The organism is Acinetobacter sp. ANC 4169 (assembly GCF_002135355.1).
Classification (GTDB): domain Bacteria; phylum Pseudomonadota; class Gammaproteobacteria; order Pseudomonadales; family Moraxellaceae; genus Acinetobacter.
Window position 1 is genome coordinate 197,208 of sequence record NZ_NEGE01000001.1, and the last position, 18,826, is coordinate 216,033.

An 18,826-nucleotide genomic window follows, 5' to 3' on the forward strand; every position below is an offset into this window, starting at 1 on the left:
TCTTATTCTCCAGTGTACTGTGCAGGACGTTTTTCAAAGAACGCATTCACGCCTTCTTTCTGGTCTTTGGTATCGAATAAAATCTGGAATGCCTTACGTTCAAGCGCAAGTGCACCCTGTAAAGACTGGTCCTGACCGAGGTTAGTCACTTCTTTAATTTGCTGAACCGCAATTGGAGAGAAAGCAGCAATGGTTTTAGCCAGTTTTAAGGCATGCGGAATGGTTTGATCATCGTCTACCACTTCCGACACCAAGCCCATTTGGCTGGCTTCTTCAGCGCTAATAAATTTGCCTGACAATACCAACAGCATGGTCTGGAATTTACCAATGGCACGCAGTAAACGCTGGGTACCGCCAGCGCCCGGCATTAAGCCCAGCTTGACTTCAGGCTGACCAAATTGAGCAGACTGCCCGGCAATAATGATGTCGGCATGCATGGCCAGTTCACATCCGCCACCCAAGGCATAGCCATTCACAGCAGCAATAATCGGCTTGCTGCAATCAACAATACTTTGCCAGTACTGTTCGGTATGGCGTAAATACATTTGAGCGGTGGTTGCTGTGGTGAAGTCTTTAATGTCCGCACCGGCTGCGAATACTTTTTCTCCACCGGTCAATACGATGGCACGAACTGAATCATCTAAGTTCAGCTGTTGAAAAGTTTCCGAGAGTGCCTGACGCAACTCCAGATTGAGTGCATTCCTTGCTTCAGGTCGATGTATTTCTACTATCGCCACGCCATCTTCTTGAATAGTCAGTTTCAATATTGGGGTGTTTTCCATAATATTCTCATTTCGCACAGCGGTACTATACTTGCAATATACAGCGTTTTTCTGATGATTCAAGTCTATTATGTTTTATCTTAAATATTTTATTGTGGTATAAATTAATTAAATAATTAATAAAAACAATATATTAAAAATAAATTATGATTAAAAACTTAATACCGCATAGCGATATATACTTTCGTAGATATTGTTTAGTTGGTTTTTTTTGATTAGTATCCAACTAAATTTAGCTTAGTGACTAGATCTTGTTCGATTTCCATTTATCAAAACTGAGCAAGATTGACATCCTAAAAACGGAGTTAGGACATGATTCGCGATCAGGAAACCTTAGATCAATTAGTCGATATGATTCGTCAATTTGTGGAAGGTGTATTAATCCCAAATGAAGAACTCGTTGCTGAAACAGACGAAATTCCTGCAGAAGTCGTACAGCAAATGAAAGAGTTAGGACTGTTTGGTTTAACTATTCCTGAAGAATATGAAGGTCTTGGCCTAACTATGGAAGAAGAGGTTTATATCGCTTTTGAGCTTGGCCGCACTTCTCCTGCTTTCCGTTCACTGATTGGTACCAACAACGGTATTGGTGCTTCTGGTCTGATCATTGACGGTAGTGAAGAACAAAAACAATATTTCCTGCCTAAACTGGCTAGTGGCGAAATTATTGGTTCATTCTGCTTAACAGAGCCAGATTCAGGTTCTGATGCTGCATCTTTAAAAACAACTGCTGTAAAAGATGGTGACGAATACATCCTCAATGGTACCAAACGCTTTATTACTAATGCACCACATGCTGGCGTATTTACCGTGATGGCACGTACCAACCCAGACATCAAAGGTTCAGCAGCTATTTCTGCATTTATTGTCGACAGCAAATTACCGGGTATTTCACTCGGTAAGCGTGACAAGAAAATGGGCCAGAAAGGCGCACATACTTGTGACGTGATCTTTGAAAACTGCCGCATTCCAGCATCGAGCCTAATTGGTGGCGTGGAAGGTGTGGGTTTTAAAACTGCGATGAAAGTGCTGGATAAAGGCCGTATTCACATTGCTGCACTGAGCGTTGGTGCTGCTACACGTATGCTTGATGATTCTTTGCAATATGCCGTTGAACGTAAACAGTTCGGTCAAGCGATTGCAAACTTCCAGCTAATTCAAGGCATGCTTGCAGACTCTAAAGCAGAAATTTATGCAGCAAAATGTATGGTACTTGATGCAGCACGTCGTCGTGATGCAGGTCAAAACGTAAGTACTGAAGCATCTTGCGCGAAAATGTTTGCAACAGAAATGTGTGGTCGAGTTGCTGACCGGGGTGTGCAAATCCATGGTGGCGCGGGTTACATCAGTGAATATGCAATTGAGCGTTTCTATCGCGATGTGCGTTTATTCCGTTTGTACGAAGGTACAACACAAATTCAACAAGTCATTATTGCGCGCAACATGATTAAAGAAGCTACGCGTTAACAGTTTAAGCCGGGTCACTCTCCTTGCGACCCGGTTTTTTTTATAGGGTAATGGATTATGACGATTAAAAATACGATCTCAAAAATTGGTCCGAATACGTGGAAAATTGCATTTATTTTTGCATTCTTGGCCCTATTGGTCGATGGTGCAGATTTGATGCTTTTATCTTACAGCTTGAGCAGCATTAAAGCTGAATTCGGATTAACATCGGTTGAAGCAGGGATGCTTGGAAGCTTTACCCTTGCGGGTATGGCCATTGGGGGTATCTTCGGCGGCTGGGCATGTGACAAGTTTGGTCGTGTGCGTACCGTGGTGGTTTCGATTTTATTGTTCTCTGTATTGACCTGCGGTTTAGGCTTCACCCAAAGCTTTGCAGAATTCGGTACTTTACGTTTCTTTGCATCACTCGGTTTAGGTTCTTTATATATTGCATCTAATACCTTGATGGCAGAATACGTTCCAACTAAATACCGTACAACTGTACTCGGTACACTGCAAGCAGGCTGGACGGTGGGTTATATCGTTGCAACGTTGCTGGCGGGCTGGCTAATTCCAGACCACGGCTGGCGTATGCTGTTTTATGTGGCAGCCTTACCGATTGGTTTGGCAATCCTGATGCATTTCCTGGTGCCCGAACCTGCTGCATGGCAAGAAAACCGCTTTAAGAAAGTTGAAGTAACAGACAAACCTGCTGAATCGACTTGGAAATTAATTTTTCAGGACAAGAAAAACCGCAATATGTTCATTCTATGGGCACTGACTGCCGGTTTCCTTCAATTCGGTTACTACGGTGTAAACAACTGGATGCCTACATACCTTGAAAGTGAACTGGGTATGAAGTTTAAAGAAATGACTGCCTACATGGTCGGCACATATACTGCAATGATCCTAGGTAAAATTCTTGCAGGCTTCATGGCGGATAAACTGGGTCGTCGTTTCACTTATGCTTTCGGTGCGATTGGTACAGCGATTTTCCTTCCGTTAATCGTATTCTACAACTCACCAGACAATATCTTATATTTACTTGTGGTATTCGGTTTCCTATACGGTATTCCATATGGCGTAAATGCAACTTACATGACTGAAAGTTTCCCGACACTGGTTCGTGGTACAGCAATCGGTGGTGCATATAACGTCGGTCGTCTAGGTGCTGCAATCGCTCCAGCCGTAATCGGTTACCTGGCAAGTGGTGGCTCTATTGGTATGGGCTTTGTGGTGATGGGTGCAGCATACTTTATTTGTGGTGTAATCCCTGCGCTATTCATCAAAGAAAAACTATACGATCCGCAAAAATCATAATGATTTAAGCACATATAAAAAAAGCCTCTGATTGAGGCTTTTTTATTTGAAAAAAATTTAAAAATTAAGCTTCATAACAAATTTTAATAATGATAAAATACCGCCAAGCGAAATAGAGTTTTATAATTATGGATGATTTAGTTCGAGAATCGATGGAGTTTGACGTCGTAATCGTAGGCGCAGGCCCGGCCGGTCTGTCTGCCGCCATCAAGATCCGTCAACTTGCAATTGAAAACAACCTGAACGATCTGTCGGTTTGTGTCGTGGAAAAAGGCTCTGAAGTCGGTGCGCACATCTTGTCTGGTGCGGTGCTTGAACCGCGTGCCATGAATGAACTGTTCCCGGACTGGAAAGAACAAGGTGCGCCTTTAAACGTTCCGGTCACGGAAGACAAAACTTACTTCTTATTGTCGGATGAAAAATCCCAGGAAGCGCCGCACTGGATGGTGCCGAAAACCATGCATAACGATGGCAACTATGTCATTTCGCTCGGCAATGTGGTGCGCTGGTTAGGCACTAAAGCCGAAGAGCTGGAAGTGTCGATCTTCCCGGGCTTTGCCGCTGCTGAAATTCTTTATCATGAAGATGGTTCAGTAAAAGGCATTCAAACCGGTGACATGGGCATTGGCAAGGATGGCGAACCAACGCATAACTTTACTCCAGGTTATGAACTGCATGCCAAATACACCATTTTTGCCGAAGGCTGCCGCGGTCACTTGGGTAAACGCCTGATCCAGAAATTTGACCTGGCCAAGGATGCCGATCCGCAGCATTACGGCATCGGGATTAAAGAACTTTGGGAAATCGATCCGGCCAAACATAAACCAGGCTTAGTGATGCACGGTGCTGGCTGGCCATTGAATGAAACCGGTTCTTCAGGCGGCTGGTGGTTATACCACGCGGAAAACAACCAGGTGACTCTGGGCATGATCGTAGACTTGTCCTACACCAACCCGCACATGTATCCGTTTATGGAAATGCAGCGCTGGAAAACCCATCCTTTAATCAAGCAGTATCTGGAAGGCGGCAAGCGCATTTCTTATGGCGCGCGTGCCGTGACCAAAGGCGGCTTTAACTCGCTGCCGAAATTCACCTTCCCGGGTGGCTCACTGATTGGGGATGATGCAGGCTTCCTGAACTTTGCCAAAATCAAGGGCTCTCACACCGCGATGAAATCCGGCATGCTCTGCGGTGAAGCAGTATTTGAAGCGATTGCTGCCGGTGTGGAAAAAGGCGGTGACCTGGCGGTTGCGCGTGTTGTAGAGGGCGAAGATTTCTTCGTTAAAGAACTCACCGCGTATACCGACAAATTCAACCACAGCTGGCTGAAAGAAGAGTTATACAACTCGCGCAACTTTGGCCCGGCGATGCACAAGTTTGGCCAGTGGCTTGGTGGTGCGTTTAACTTTATCGACCAGAATGTGTTTAAAGTGCCGTTTACCCTGCATGATCTGGTGACCGATCATGGCGCACTCAAAACTGTCGATGCGGCAACCTTCAAGCCAAACTATCCAAAACCGGATGGCAAGCTGACCTTTGACCGCCTGTCTTCGGTGTTTGTATCGAATACCGTGCATGAAGAAAACCAGCCGGCACATTTGAAATTGACCGATGCTTTAATTCCGGTGAATGTGAATTTACCCAAATGGGATGAGCCTGCGCAGCGCTACTGCCCGGCCGGGGTCTATGAAATCATGGAAGACAGCGACGGTTCGAAACGCTTCCAGATCAATGCAGCCAACTGTGTGCACTGCAAGACCTGCGACATCAAGGATCCGTCTCAGAACATCACCTGGGTAACGCCTGAAGGCGGTGGTGGTCCGAACTATCCGAATATGTAATTTGGATAGTTCTTACGCTGCAATGCAGCGCATACCCAAATATGTAGCATTATTAATAACGCTTCATTTATTTTTTTAGGTAATCTGAGCCTCCAAGGAGGCTCAGATTAAAAATATAAAAATAGGTTTGATATTTACGCTTATAAATCTAAAAAATAATGTTCAAATTTAATAAATATTTTTGTTAATTCATAGGATTAAAATTTCAGTAACTAAAGCATAAAGATACATTTTTACCCTTTTCCCTTCCCTCATTCCAGCTATGTTAATCTTTGAACAGATAATGAATCTTGAAACAAGAGGATAGCATCATGGGTTACCAGCACATCTTAGTTTCTGTGGATGATTCCCCTATCTCTCTCGCTGCAGCTGACCAAGCAATGATGTTGGCTAAAGCCATGGGAAGTAAAGTGACCATCGTCAGTGTGGTAATTATTGATCCTTTAACCAGTGTCAGTTTTTATAAAAATGTACCTGGAGTCACAGATTATTTTATGGAAGCCAAAGCCCATGCTAAAAATATATTGGCTGAGCTAGCTGTCAGATTTTCTGAAGCAGGCATTACAGCAGAAACTAAACTTTTAGCTAAACAATCACCGAGTGAAGGCATTGCTGAACTTGCCGATGAATTAAATGCTGATTTAATCGTAGTCGGCTCGCATGGGCGTACCGGTTTGAAAAAGACTTTTATCGGCAGTATCGCACAAGACATTCTGACGGCAAGTCATGTTCCCGTTCTGGTGGTCAAACATACCCATTCATAGTTTTTAATCCTGAATTAACCCACATCATGTGGGTTAATTTATTTATATTTATAGCGATTTAACATTTATAAAAATAAAAACCAGAGTAATATCACCCAAATGACAATACTATTACGACCATAAACCAATACACATCATCATGCTTGAAGCATAAACTTTGCTCACATCTTTTTTATAGATATGCAAAGAGTAAAACATGTCACAACAAGATTATGAAAATGGATTAAAAGTTCGTACTGAAGTCATGGGCGAGACTTTTGTAAAACGTGCGCAGGACAATACCGTACCCTTTACCCAGCCCTTACAAGACTGGATTAATGAACATGCCTGGGGTTCAACCTGGCAACGTGAAGGCGTACTGCCGCGTAAATATCGTTCACTGATTACCATCGCCTTTTTAACCGCACAAAAAAGCCCAACCGAACTTAAGGGTCATGTACGTGGTGCACTTAATAACGGCGCAACGGTAGAAGAAATTCAGGAAGTCCTGCTTCACAGCTTGCCTTATTGTGGCGCACCCGCTACCCAGGAAGCTTTCCGTGCTGCACTTGAAGTCATCAATGAATATCAAAAACCTGAATAAACAACCTTGCGTTTTATAGCAATAGCTTAAGCATTTTATGTCTCAGTGCATTCAATACTTAGGCTATTTTTATTTTGAAGTGGTGAATCGTTTAGACAAATCCATCTGAAAGTTTTCTTGAGGCCACTGCTATACCCAATTAAAGTAAAACAACCTTTGGATACACGAGTGTGGCATGGATGCCACACGTTCCCCATCCTTGCGCTGCATTTTAAAGCAGTGCTTAAAACTGGCTCAGGACGTTGTGTATGGGTAACATAGGCTTTTGCCTACTTTTGGCCTTGCAAAAGTAGGATCTCGCCTACACAAATAGTTTTCTTTTTTACAGGAAAATTGAGGCTATGCGGGTATTGGTATTTACAGCTAAATCCCTATGCAATTCAAAAAATAGAAAATGTAATACCTTTAGTAAAAATTATGGGACAGTAATTTATCGAGGTCGTAACTGCCCTTGGCTAAGCTGTAAAGTTTCAGCCTCTAGATATTCCAGTTCTTCTTTATGATGTGTGACATAGATCATCGGCACATCCAGCTCATCTTTCATCCTTTTTAAAAAAGGTAAAATCTGCTGTTTTAATTTGCTATCTAATCCGGTGAGCGGTTCATCCAGCAGCAATAGATTTGGTGAAGATAACAGTGCCCGACCTATCGAGACGCGTTGCGCCTCGCCTCCTGAAAGCTGATGTGCTTTACGTTGAAGCAGGGATTTTAATTCCAACAACGCTACAATGTCATCAAACTGGAATTTTCGTTCCGATGCAGCCAGCATTTTTTCTGCATAGCACAAATTCTGTTTTACATTCAGATGCGGAAATAGCAAAGCCTGCTGAAAAATCAAAGCGATTTTACGTTGATGCATCGGCACCTGAATGTTTTGCCGGGTATCGACCAAAATATGCTGATTAAACTGGATATAACCCTGAGTGGGCTTTAATAATCCCACAATATTTTTTAATAAAGTGCTCTTGCCACTACCAGAAGCACCGACAATGCCCAAAAGTGACTGCTGCATCTCCAGTTCAATATTCAACAGGCAATTATCTTGTTGATATTGAAATGCACATTTCAACATTTCAAGCTCCCAATTTGCGTTGATATTTTTGCAGAATAAAATAATTGGCAATTAAGGCGCTAAAAGCCAAAATAAGGGATAAAGCCACCAGTCGCATCGCCATATCTTCACCATTGGGTTGTTGTAGCAAGGAATAAATCGCGATTGGAATGGTTCGGGTCTCATCTGGAATGTTCCCAACAAAGGTAATGGTCGCGCCAAACTCCCCCAAGCTGCGGCTAAAACATAAAATGCTGCCAATCACTATTCCGGGAATAGCCAAAGGTAAGTTAATACTGAAAAATACTCTCCACGGCACTGCTCCCAGCGAACCGGCAATCTGTTCCAGCTGCTGATTCATCAGCTGAAAGGAAAGCCGAATCGGTTGCACCATAAGGGGAAATGCCACAATCATCGATGCCAATACTGCCCCTTTCCAGTTAAAAGCTAGCTGTATGCCAAGGGTGTGCAGACATTTTCCAATGATGCCCTGATTGCCAAACAGCACCAGCAGCAAATAACCCAGCACTACAGGTGGAAGTACCATCGGTAACTGTAAAAATGCTTCTACCAGAAACTTGAGCCGAAATTCATGCCGTGCCAAAACCCAGGCCAATCCTATTGCAAAAGGCAAGCAAAACAAGGTTGCAAAGCTGGCCACTTTGGCTGATAAATAAAGTGCACTCAGTTCTTCCGGACTTAACATATTTCAGCCATTTCCCCCGTGATCTGCCTAAGATTTCAGGCTAAAACCATATTTTTTAAATACTGCTTTGGCCTGAGCGCTTTTTTTCACAAACTGTTCAAATGGTGCTGCCTCTTTATTCTGTTCACCTTGTTTGGTCAAAGCGAGAGGATACGCGATCGGGCTATGTGAGTTTGCCGGGAAAATACCAATAATTTTCACTTTCTGGCTAATCAAGGCATCGGTTTTATAAACAATCCCGACCTCACATTCACCACGTTCAACAAAAGCCAAAGCCGAGCGTACATCATCCGTACCGACAATACGGCCATTTAAGCCATTCAACCAGTTCAGTTTAATCAGACTCTGTTTGGCATATTTACCTACAGGAACCGATTCCATTTGTCCCGTACAGAGATGTCCTTTAAACGCTTGTGCAAAATTAAAATTGGCCTGTGGCTTAAAGCGAATATTTAAATTTTTTGGACTGATGGCCACCAGTTGATTAAACAATACAGGACGCACCGAAGCCGCATTCACCACGTTGTTCTGTACCAGATAATTCATCCAGTCCTGATCGGCCGAAAAGAATACATCACTGCTGGCTCCTGCCTGTTGCTGTTTTGCCAAGGCAGAGGATGCGCCAAATACGGAAACAATTTTAGTTTGTGGATGTTTGGCTTGGTAGATGTTGGCTATATCGGTCATGGCATTGGTCAGACTGGCCGCTGCATAGACTTTTACTGTCCCTGCATGAGCAGCCGAAAATGTCATGCTTAAACATAAAGATAAAAATAGCGTTTTTTTCATATGTTTTTTCCTGATCAGTGAATGAACAAACCGTGTACAATTTGACCTTCGAGCATGCTTTGACCGGCAGGAATCCGTACCAGACAATTGGCCTGCATTAAATTGCTCAGCATATGCGACTGCTGTTTGGACAGACTTTTTACTGTTAAAACTGCTTGATCAAAACTGGCGGACATTCTTAAAAAGCGCTCTCGGCTGTCCATTTTCACATCCTGGCTTAGTACCGCACTAAACCACTGTGGTGACTGCTTTTGCCCTTGCAAGGCATTGAGTAAAGTTGCGGTATAAATTTGCATGCCCACATAGACTGCTGCCGGATTACCCGGAAGTCCGAGCAAATAACAATGTGTCTGATCATCGCGTATTAAATCTGCAAAGAACATCGGCTTGCCCGGTTTCTGTTTCACTTTCCAGAACACTTGTTCAAAGCCTAAATCGAGCGCAACCGGACGAATAAAATCATAATCTCCAACCGATACTCCGCCCGTGGTCAAAATCAGATCATAACTTTGCGATAATTTTTGTATTAAAGCCTTAACCGCATCTTCAGTATCAGCTACATGGAAAATTTCAACCTGCTGCCCTTCTTTCTGAAACCACGCTTCTATTAATGGTCCATTGGCATCGAAAATCTTGCCTGTTACAAAGTCTGCGATACTTTCCGCGACTTCATCTCCAGTAATCACTACAGCTACTTTGGGATATTGAAAAACTTCAACACTTTGAATACCGGCCATACTTAGGGATGCAATTGCACCTACAGAAAGTTGCTGCCCCTTATGGGCCAACTGTTGTCCTATCGAAATTTCTTCACCCACATCGCGAATATCGGCATGGACGTTTAAGCTTTCAGTGATTGCAATTTTGCTTGAATCAAGTACTTTCACAATTTCCTGACGAGCCACAGTTGTGGTTCCACATGGAATTTGGGCACCGGTAAAAATCCGCACTGCCTGCCCGGCTTGGAGTTGCAGCTCATCCTGTTGCCCTGCCCGAATTTCACCGATCAGTTTAAATTCGCTATGCGGCTCAATTGCAGACTGGGCACACAGCGCATAGCCATCTACCGCACTTTGGGAAAATAGAGGCAGGTTGATGGCGGAATATACATCCTGCGCTAAATAGCGGTTTAGAGCCCGATTTAGGCCAAGACTTTCCGTGGCGAGGCTTTTGCTCTTCTGCAAAATTAAGTTCAAGGCCTGATCTACCGTAATCAGGCCATGCTCTGCTCCGCATCCTCCAGACATTAGACTATTCATTGATAGCCGCCTTGATGTGGAATATTGTTTTGCACATCGAATAAATGTACCAAGGCTGGTAGCACGGCAATTAAAGATTCTTTTGCCCCCTGACGACTACCCGGCAAAGTCATCACCAGACTGTTATCAATATAACCGGCTACACCGCGACTTAAGGCAGCATAAGGCGTACGTTTTTGCCCAAAACTACGTGAAGCTTCCATCAGTCCGGGAATTTCACGTTTTAATAAAGGCTGAATGGTTTCCACGGTTAAATCTTTTGGCCCCAGCCCTGTTCCACCTACGGTTAGAATCAGCGGATAGTCATTTTTTTGCTGTTCAATCAGTGCCAGCAACTGTTCAGGGCTATCCGGAATCACTTGATAGGCAATATTGCTAAAATTGGCTTCCTGTAAAATTTCCAGCACATTTTGTCCTGCCGTATCCGGCTTTTTGCCTGAAGCCACGGTATCTGACAGTACAATGATAGAAGCTGGCAGCGCTTCTTTTAAGGCACGGGTAAAATGGGACTTGCCGCCTTTTTTCTTTTGTAATTTAACCTGATCCAGACATAGGTCTTCCGGCTCACAATGCGGTTTAAGCATGTCATATAGCGTTAAACCAGCCAGACTGACTGCAGTCAAGGCTTCCATTTCCACACCCGTAGGACCAATGGTTTCCACCGTGGCAATAATCTCGACATGCGCATCAAACAGCTCATATTCAACGTCGGCACGGTAAATCGGTAATGGATGACACAGCGGAATCAGCTCATCGGTACGTTTGGCCGCTAAAATTCCCGCAATACGTGCAGTCTTCAGTGCATCACCTTTTTCAGTATTGCCATTACGGAGCAATTCAATGCAATGTGGCGGTGCGTGCAGAATTCCCGTAGCTACTGCAGTCCGATAACTCTCTGCTTTCATCCCGACATTTTTCATTGCATATTTCCTGAATTCATTTTTACTTTAAATATTGCTGTTGACTGATATCTAATCTGGTTCAATAAGTAGATTAATCTGGCTTTAATGATGACAATGTGCATGATCAGCGTGTGCAGCTTGTTTATCTGTATATGGTTTATCTGCATGATGAGGTGCAGGCTCCTGCTGTGCTGTATCTTTACGGATACAGCAGCCTTCTACATATTGACTGCTGCCATCCATGTAAAATTCCTCTTTCCACACCGGAACTTCATGTTTTACCCGCTCTACAGCTTCTTCACATGCGGCAAAGGCTTCCCTGCGATGTGCGGCATAAGCAATGGCAATAATGGCTTTTTCACCTATATCCAAAGCACCAATCCGGTGAATCACCCGTACATAGGACACAGCATATTTGGCTTGAATCTCCTGCTCAATCTGACGAATCATTTTTTCCGCCACAGGTGCATAAGCGGTATATTTCAGCGCTTTAACCGCTTTACCTTCATGATGATTGCGTACAGTGCCGATAAACACTCCAATGCCACCGCATTCAGGAAACTGCTGAATCTGATCAAAGCTGTCTAGGGTTAAGGCGGTATCCTGAACTCTGGAAAATGTTTTCAATACTGTCATTTCAACCTCCGGCCACTGGAGACAACAGCACGAGCGTACTATTTGCATTAAGCTGGGTTTGACGTGGAATAATGTCTTCTCCGATGGCGCAGGCACAGCGTTCAATCATGGCAAAAGCTGCCGGATAATCTTGTCCAACTTGCGCCAAGACTTCAGACACGGTACTTTGGGATTTGCAAATAATTTCGAGGTCTTGCGGTAACTGTCGTTCTACCGCACCGAAGGCTTCAATTTGAATTTTGATCTGTGGCATTTTAACCTCCAAGCATATGCATACTGATTTTGCGGCTGCTTTTATCCATACTTTGATTTTTTAAACCTTGCTCTATGGCGTGAAAGCCTTGTTCTTTATGCCAGATGTAGTTAAATAATGCGCTATGCAAGCTCACCTCACTCAGGGGCTCAGATGCAGCCAGCGCTTTAATTTCAGTTTTTAGCTGCAAACCTTGCGGTGCAAACAGGCAGTTATAGAATTCGCCTTGTGCGGTTAAACGCAGCCGATCGCAAGTTCCACAAAAGGAATTGGTGATGGTGGAAATCATGCCTATAGCATGACCATCAATAAAATAGTGTCGTGCTGGATCGGAAGTTGACTGAGCTGCATGCTGCTCTTGGCTGGTTACGACAAATTCAGTGCTTAGGGTATCTAAAATTTGCTGTTCACTGACCACATGTGCAGTTGACCATTTACGCTCACCGTCCAGGGGCATAAATTCAATAAAACGTAGCTGGATATTTTGCTTAACTGACCAGCGTGCCAACGGCAAAATCTGATTGTCATTGATGCCGTTCATCAATACGCTATTGATCTTGATCGGCAAACCAGCCTGTTGTGCTGCACGGATTCCGTCAAGTACAGGGTTTAAATCTTTTTGCGTGAGTTGTTTAAACTGGGTAGCATCCAGACTATCCAGACTGATGTTTAAATCATCCAGTCCAGCCTGTTTTAAAGCCTGTGCATATTGTTTGAGATAATGTGCATTTGTGGTCATGGAAATGCGTTTCAGTCCCAACTGCTTCAGGTTTTGCAGTTGTGCCACAAAATGCACTACCCCTTGACGCATTAAAGGCTCTCCCCCGGTAATGCGAATTGATTCGATGCCACGACGCACCATAAAAGCACAAAAATGATAAAGCTCTTCAAAACTGAGCAAGTCGTGTTTTTTCATCCATTCTGGATGTTCCGGCATGCAATAGACACACTTAAAGTTACAGCGATCGGTTACTGAAATTCGCAATTTGCGCTTGCTGCGACCAAACTGATCGACAAATCGCGCATCGGTTTCAAGTTCTGTCATCATATTCATGTTGAACATCCATCTTCAGGCATCTTGTTGTCATTGCACAGATGTTGTGCGCAAGATCCAAATCACCCAATCTTGTTAGGATTAGATTTGCAATAAGTATTCCAACTTTGTGCCAAAGACAAAATATTCAGTTTCAGTGCAAAAATTTAAGTTGCTGATACTGCTGCAGCTCATCCAGCGAGTTAATACTGTGAAAAAACAGGGCATTATTTTCAAAATGTGCCACTTGAGCGTGCAAATCGGCAAAACAGTGCTTTAAACTGCGCTGTTTTTGCTCAAGACGCATGGCAAAGCTGCTTAAGCTGCTGCGCTTGACCAGACAAAATGGATACAGGGCCGTACCATTAATTTCGACATAAGCCACTTCTGCCAGCGGATTTTTGCTCAAAGCCTGATGCAGTTTGAGAACTACTTTCGAAGGAATAAAGGTCACATCACAGGGTATGAACAGCACATAATCGGCCTGTACATGTGACCAGGCACTTTTCATTCCCATCAGCGGACCTAAAAATCCACTGTCATCATCCTGATAGCAATGAATGCTGGGAATGATTTTTTGATAAATGGAATAATCGCGATGGCTATTGATCCATATCTGTGCAACATCAGATTTTAGCTGTTGATGTATTTTGATGAGCTGGATTTGATCATCAAATTGCTGCAACAGTTTATTGATGCCATTCATCCGTTTTGCCTGTCCACCCGCTAGAATCACCAGATCGGTGCTGGGATAAGCCGAAAGTTTCAATTTCCTTCTCATTCCACCGCCTCCATCTGACAAGCCTTGATCAGGCCACGAATTTCAGGCAAACATGAACCGCAGTTACCGCCCGCTTTTAAGCATGCAGTGACCTGTTTTTCATCGCTGATATTTTTCTCTTTAATCGTTTCAATAATGCGATTTTTACCGACTTTAAAACAGCTACAGACCAGTGGACCTTCATTGTTGGCCATCGACATGGGTTGTCCAGCCAATAAGGCTTTACGGTGCATGGCACTTAAACGTTCACGCTTAAACAGGCTTGCGACCCAGTCGCGTTCTGGCAATAAAGCCTTTGGTGCAATATACAGGCTGGCAATCAAGTGCCCATCCTTCAACACCACAGTGTGACTGATATGCGCAGTTTGATCTTCAACGTTCAGCCATTCAAAACTTTCATCCTGAAACGGCAACAGCTCTTTTAACTGTTCAGTGGTCTGGGTAAATTTTTTACGGTCTGCCAGTTCATAACGTACGGCTTTGGCGCTGGTGATTTTGGTCCACCACACCGTGTTCTGAATGGAAGATTGCACGACCTTTTCAAAGCCCTGACGCACATAAAATACGCCTTGCCACTGGCTATAAAATGGGTGAATGATCACCGGGGTATGCTTAAATTCAGGCTCACCGGATATGGCATCTACCACCGGATTAACTACTTTGCCAATCCGCGCATCCGATGCGACCTGATCATTCCAGTGAATCGGTGCAAAGACTTGTCCACGGCGAATGTTGTCACTCACCGTGGCACGAAGTACACAATTGCCCCATTTCGATTTGACTTCTACCAACTCGCCATCTTTCACCCCATATTTCAAGGCATCATGCGGATGAATTTCACAATACGGCTCGGCGCGATGGCTAGCTAAATTGGCAGATAAGCCGGTACGGCTCATGGTGTGCCACTGGTCACGAATCCGTCCGGTATTCAAAACCAGTGGAAATTCATTACAAGTTTGATGAACCGGATTTACCGCCGAAATAGCAATAAATTTGGCTTTAGCATCAGCATGACTAAACTGACCTTGAGGATAAAGTCGAGCTACAGAGCCATCTGCCTGATCTTTGTTCCAGACCGGCCATTGCACCGGTTGCAGTTCATCATATTCAGCTGCATTTAAATCGCTTAAACCGCTTAGATTGAAATAACGGAAATTTTCCACTTCATCGCGATGAGCCAAGTCTGAGTTTTGTTCAGCCGACAATTGCGCATGTTCCAGGAAAATTTCATGACTATTTTTAAAATCAAAGCCATTGAAACCTAATTTTTTTGCGACCTGACTGATGGCCCACCAATCCGCTTTCGCCTGTTCTGGCTCATCTAAAAATGCACGCTGTCTGGAAATGCGGCGTTCCGAATTGGTCACTGTACCGTCTTTCTCTCCCCACCCTAAAGCCGGTAACAGCACATCGGCATATTGCGTGGTATCGGTGTCCTGGCAAATGTCGGACACCACCACAAATTCACATTTTTCCAGGGCACGTTTCACCTGATCTGCATCGGGCAAACTCACTACCGGATTGGTGGCCATAATCCAGATGGCCTTAATCTTGCCGCTTTCAACTGCATGGAATAAATCGACCGCCTTGAAACCCGCTTGCTTGGCAATATAGGGACTTTGCCAGAAGTTTTGTACCAGCTGTTGATGGCTCGCATTTTCCAGTTCTAAATGCGCTGCCAGCATATTCGCCAAACCACCCACTTCACGACCGCCCATCGCATTCGGCTGACCGGTCATGGAAAATGGTGCAGCACCCAGCTTGCCAATTTTCCCGGTGAGTAAATGACAATTGGTAATGCTATTGGCCTTGTTCACCCCTTGGGAGGATTGATTCACCCCCATGGAAAACAGGCTCATGACTTTTTCAGTTTGGGCAAATTTTTCATAGAACATGTGCAGTTTTTCTATGGAAATACCGGTACGTTCAGCAACATTTTCAAGCGATGCTTCGCTTTGGCTTTGTGCTAAAGCTTGTTCTAAACCTTGAGTATGTGCAGCAATAAAATCTTGGTCTGCATGACCATTTTTAAATAAATATTGTAATAGGCCATTAAATAGAGCGACATCTTGTCCCGGTAAGATCGGCAAGTGTAAATCCGCAGCCTCACAGGTACTGGTAAAACGCGGGTCAATCACCACCACAAACAGATCACGTTGCTCTTTGGCTTTCATGATGCGTTGATACAGCACCGGATGACACCATGCGGTATTTGAACCCACCAAGACCACCATTTCGGTATGTTCAAAATCTGCATAGCTGGCTGGAACGATATCTTCACCAAAGGCACGTTTGTGTGCAGCAACCGCTGATGACATGCAGAGTCGTGAATTGGTATCGATATTGGCAGTGCCCAAATAACCTTTAACAAATTTATTCACCACATAATAGTCTTCGGTCAGCAATTGTCCCGAGACATAAAATGCAATGCTGTCACGACCGTATTGGTCGATACATTGCTGAAATTTATTGGCAATACTTGAAATAGCCGTGTCCCAATTGCTAGTCTGACGTTCTGTGTGTCGCCCCATCATCGGTTCAAGCACACGGGTTTCCAGCCCCAAGGTATCCGCCAGATTACTGCCTTTAATGCACAGCTTGCCGTAGTTGGAAGGATGATTAATATCCCCTTCAACGGTAACTTTTTGACCCAGTGGCGTTTGGGTGACATGTGCAGTCACACCACAGCCCACGCCACAATAGGGACAGGTGGTATTGGTGATTTTCGTATTTATTTCTGTGGAGCTATGCAGTTCCATCACAGGGATACTATTCATGATCGCTCCTTAGTTTTGAAATATACAATTTGATTCATTTCAAATAGATTCATTACAACGGTGTCTTTTCAATAGAACTCATTTTTCTGGATTAACCTTCGGTTCGACCTACTTTTCTTTTGGGAAAAGTAGGCAAAACCATTGTCATCCGCAAAACTCGTTCACATCCGTCATTTATCAAAAAGTTCGCAGAAACATGAGTTTTCATATTTCGTCCTGCCTCAAACAGTTGCGGATGACGTTTCCGCGTATCCTGTTTCTTACAGTACAAAATGGATTTTTATTAACCTGCTTTCTTTAATGCAAAATCTTTACCAAAGAGCAATTTATTACGAATATTTGAAATTGGTGTTTGATCTGCAATGAGTTCCGCATACCATGCACCATCTTCAGTATCACCAAACAGCACTGCACCAATGACTTTATCTTTTTGAATAATAATGCGTTTATAAATTTGACGCTTTTCATCATTCAAAATAATGTCTTCATAATCATCTTGAGGTTCAAAACTTCCAGCTGAAAATACATCACAGCCACTGACCTTGAGCTGGGTGGGAACCGTCGGTGCCTTAAAGGTCAGGCTGCCATGCTCTGCCAAATGTGATGCACAAATGAAGGCTTGACCCCAAAGTGGTTCAACCAGACCAAAGGTTTGGTTACGGTGTTCAATACATTCACCCACCGCATAAATACTTGGGTCAAAGGTTTGCATGGTGTCATTCACCATCACGCCACGGTTACAACGCAAGCCGGCACTTTGTGCCAAGGCCATATTCGGACGAATACCGACGGCAAAGACCACCAGATCAGCCTCTAACAACGTGCCATCTTTAAGTTTAATGTGGGTCACATGACCGTCTTCGCCAATCAATTGTTCTGTATTGGCTTGAGTAATGATATTGATGCCCTTCGCTTCAATACTTTGTCTTAACAAGCTGCTTGCTCGACTGTCCAATTGACGTTCCATAATCCGGTCCATCAAATGTAAAACCGTCACATTCATGCCACGTTGTTTCAGACCATAAGCTGCTTCAAGCCCAAGCAGACCACCACCAATCACCACTGCATTCTGTTTAGATTTGCAGTAATCCAGCATGGTGTTGACATCGTAAATGTCACGGAAACTGAGCACACCTTTTAAGTCACTACCAGGAATCGGCGGAACAAACGGTTTGGAACCAGTCGCCAGAATCAAACGGTCATAATCCACCACTAAGCCTTTTTCGGTATAGACCTGCTTACGGGGACGGTCAATTTTTACCGCAGCATCGCCGGCAATAAAGCGAATACCCTTCTCTGCATACCAGGCATGTGGATGCAGCATAATGTCATCAATGGTTTTATCACCTGACAGGACTGGCGAGAGCATGATGCGGTTATAGTTGCCCCAAGGTTCTTCACCAATCACGGTCACTTCATAACGCTCAGGCGCCATATCCAGTAAATCTTCCAGACAACGCATACCTGCCAGACCATTACCCACCAGCACCAGTTTCATCTTTTCCTGAGTGGTGCCATTGTTGGTAATATAGGTTTTTTGCGGCGTTGGATGAACCCAGACTTTGCCGTGTTCAATTTTGCTTGGAAATACCAGCAGCTTTTGGTCTTTATCTTCCAGGCAGCGCCCAGTTGCCAGACTGAAATGCTGTTTATAGATTGGAGAGGCAACAACACGCTCACCTTGCAAATCACCCACAATTCCGCGTGACATCACAAAGGCCTGGCTAAAAGGATCCTGATTACTTAAAGCATAAACCCGTTTTTCATTGCCGACACGGAACAGCGCAATTTGTTGATCGTTGATCAATGCACCTACCCCGGTATTGGGCGTAATGTCATCCAGACTACACACTTCGACCCAATCCAGCTCATTCATTTCTTTTAAAATTGTCATATTTATTCT

The 18,826-nt window shown here is 44.0% G+C and carries 17 protein-coding genes; 5 read left to right on the forward strand and 12 right to left on the reverse strand.

The window, feature by feature from the left end:
- Window positions 1–2: 2 nt before the first annotated feature.
- On the reverse strand, window positions 3–782 hold the full coding sequence (locus B9T26_RS00950) for an enoyl-CoA hydratase (protein WP_086197946.1): 780 nt from the start codon (window positions 780–782) through the stop codon (window positions 3–5).
- A 312-nt stretch (window positions 783–1,094) separates the two neighbouring features.
- Here B9T26_RS00950 and B9T26_RS00955 point away from each other — a divergent pair, with 312 nt between their 5' ends.
- The 5 genes from B9T26_RS00955 (at window position 1,095) to B9T26_RS00975 (ending at window position 6,736) form a co-directional block, all read left to right on the forward strand.
- Window positions 1,095–2,249, forward strand: coding sequence for an acyl-CoA dehydrogenase family protein (locus B9T26_RS00955; RefSeq protein ID WP_086197947.1), 1,155 nt, complete (start codon window positions 1,095–1,097; stop codon window positions 2,247–2,249).
- A gap of 57 nt (window positions 2,250–2,306) precedes the next feature.
- Window positions 2,307–3,548 carry an MFS transporter gene (locus B9T26_RS00960; protein WP_086197948.1) on the forward strand — a complete coding sequence of 414 codons (1,242 nt, stop codon included), beginning with the start codon at window positions 2,307–2,309 and terminating at the stop codon, window positions 3,546–3,548.
- A gap of 128 nt (window positions 3,549–3,676) precedes the next feature.
- On the forward strand, window positions 3,677–5,389 hold the full coding sequence (locus B9T26_RS00965; protein ID WP_086197949.1) for an electron transfer flavoprotein-ubiquinone oxidoreductase: 1,713 nt from the start codon (window positions 3,677–3,679) through the stop codon (window positions 5,387–5,389).
- A 311-nt stretch (window positions 5,390–5,700) separates the two neighbouring features.
- A complete protein-coding gene (locus tag B9T26_RS00970) occupies window positions 5,701–6,153 on the forward strand; it encodes a universal stress protein (protein ID WP_086197950.1) in 453 nt (150 codons plus the stop codon).
- 196 nt (window positions 6,154–6,349) lie between these two features.
- On the forward strand, window positions 6,350–6,736 hold the full coding sequence (locus B9T26_RS00975; protein ID WP_086174350.1) for a carboxymuconolactone decarboxylase family protein: 387 nt from the start codon (window positions 6,350–6,352) through the stop codon (window positions 6,734–6,736).
- Window positions 6,737–7,166: 430 nt separating this feature from the next.
- Here B9T26_RS00975 and B9T26_RS00980 read toward each other — a convergent pair whose 3' ends face one another.
- The 11 genes from B9T26_RS00980 to nirD all read right to left on the reverse strand — a co-directional run bounded on the left by B9T26_RS00980 (window position 7,167) and on the right by nirD (window position 18,817).
- Window positions 7,167–7,808: an ATP-binding cassette domain-containing protein gene (locus B9T26_RS00980; RefSeq protein ID WP_086197951.1), complete on the reverse strand. Its 642-nt coding sequence runs from the start codon at window positions 7,806–7,808 to the stop codon at window positions 7,167–7,169.
- Between the two features lies 1 nt (window position 7,809).
- Entirely contained in the window at window positions 7,810–8,493 is a 684-nt protein-coding gene (gene modB, locus B9T26_RS00985; protein WP_086197952.1) for a molybdate ABC transporter permease subunit, read from the reverse strand.
- 27 nt (window positions 8,494–8,520) lie between these two features.
- On the reverse strand, window positions 8,521–9,282 hold the full coding sequence (modA, locus tag B9T26_RS00990) for a molybdate ABC transporter substrate-binding protein (RefSeq protein WP_086197953.1): 762 nt from the start codon (window positions 9,280–9,282) through the stop codon (window positions 8,521–8,523).
- A gap of 14 nt (window positions 9,283–9,296) precedes the next feature.
- Window positions 9,297–10,541 (reverse strand): molybdopterin molybdotransferase MoeA, encoded by a 1,245-nt coding sequence (locus B9T26_RS00995; protein WP_086197954.1) that lies wholly within the window; start codon window positions 10,539–10,541, stop codon window positions 9,297–9,299.
- Window positions 10,538–11,461, reverse strand: a complete 924-nt coding sequence (moaCB, locus tag B9T26_RS01000) for a bifunctional molybdenum cofactor biosynthesis protein MoaC/MoaB (protein WP_086197955.1) — start codon at window positions 11,459–11,461, stop codon at window positions 10,538–10,540. The genes B9T26_RS00995 and moaCB overlap by 4 nt, the downstream gene beginning before the upstream one ends.
- A gap of 84 nt (window positions 11,462–11,545) precedes the next feature.
- Window positions 11,546–12,079, reverse strand: a complete 534-nt coding sequence (locus tag B9T26_RS01005; protein WP_086197956.1) for a molybdenum cofactor biosynthesis protein MoaE — start codon at window positions 12,077–12,079, stop codon at window positions 11,546–11,548.
- 1 nt (window position 12,080) lies between these two features.
- On the reverse strand, window positions 12,081–12,332 hold the full coding sequence (locus tag B9T26_RS01010) for a MoaD/ThiS family protein (protein ID WP_086197957.1): 252 nt from the start codon (window positions 12,330–12,332) through the stop codon (window positions 12,081–12,083).
- 1 nt (window position 12,333) lies between these two features.
- Window positions 12,334–13,386, reverse strand: coding sequence for a GTP 3',8-cyclase MoaA (gene moaA, locus B9T26_RS01015; protein WP_086197958.1), 1,053 nt, complete (start codon window positions 13,384–13,386; stop codon window positions 12,334–12,336).
- A gap of 133 nt (window positions 13,387–13,519) precedes the next feature.
- Window positions 13,520–14,146 carry an NTP transferase domain-containing protein gene (locus B9T26_RS01020; RefSeq protein WP_086197959.1) on the reverse strand — a complete coding sequence of 209 codons (627 nt, stop codon included), beginning with the start codon at window positions 14,144–14,146 and terminating at the stop codon, window positions 13,520–13,522.
- Window positions 14,143–16,923: a nitrate reductase gene (locus B9T26_RS01025; protein ID WP_086197960.1), complete on the reverse strand. Its 2,781-nt coding sequence runs from the start codon at window positions 16,921–16,923 to the stop codon at window positions 14,143–14,145. Before B9T26_RS01025 ends, B9T26_RS01020 begins: the two co-directional genes overlap by 4 nt.
- A 283-nt stretch (window positions 16,924–17,206) precedes the next feature.
- Window positions 17,207–18,817: a nitrite reductase small subunit NirD gene (nirD, locus tag B9T26_RS01030; protein WP_086197961.1), complete on the reverse strand. Its 1,611-nt coding sequence runs from the start codon at window positions 18,815–18,817 to the stop codon at window positions 17,207–17,209.
- Between the last annotated feature and the right edge of the window lie 9 nt (window positions 18,818–18,826).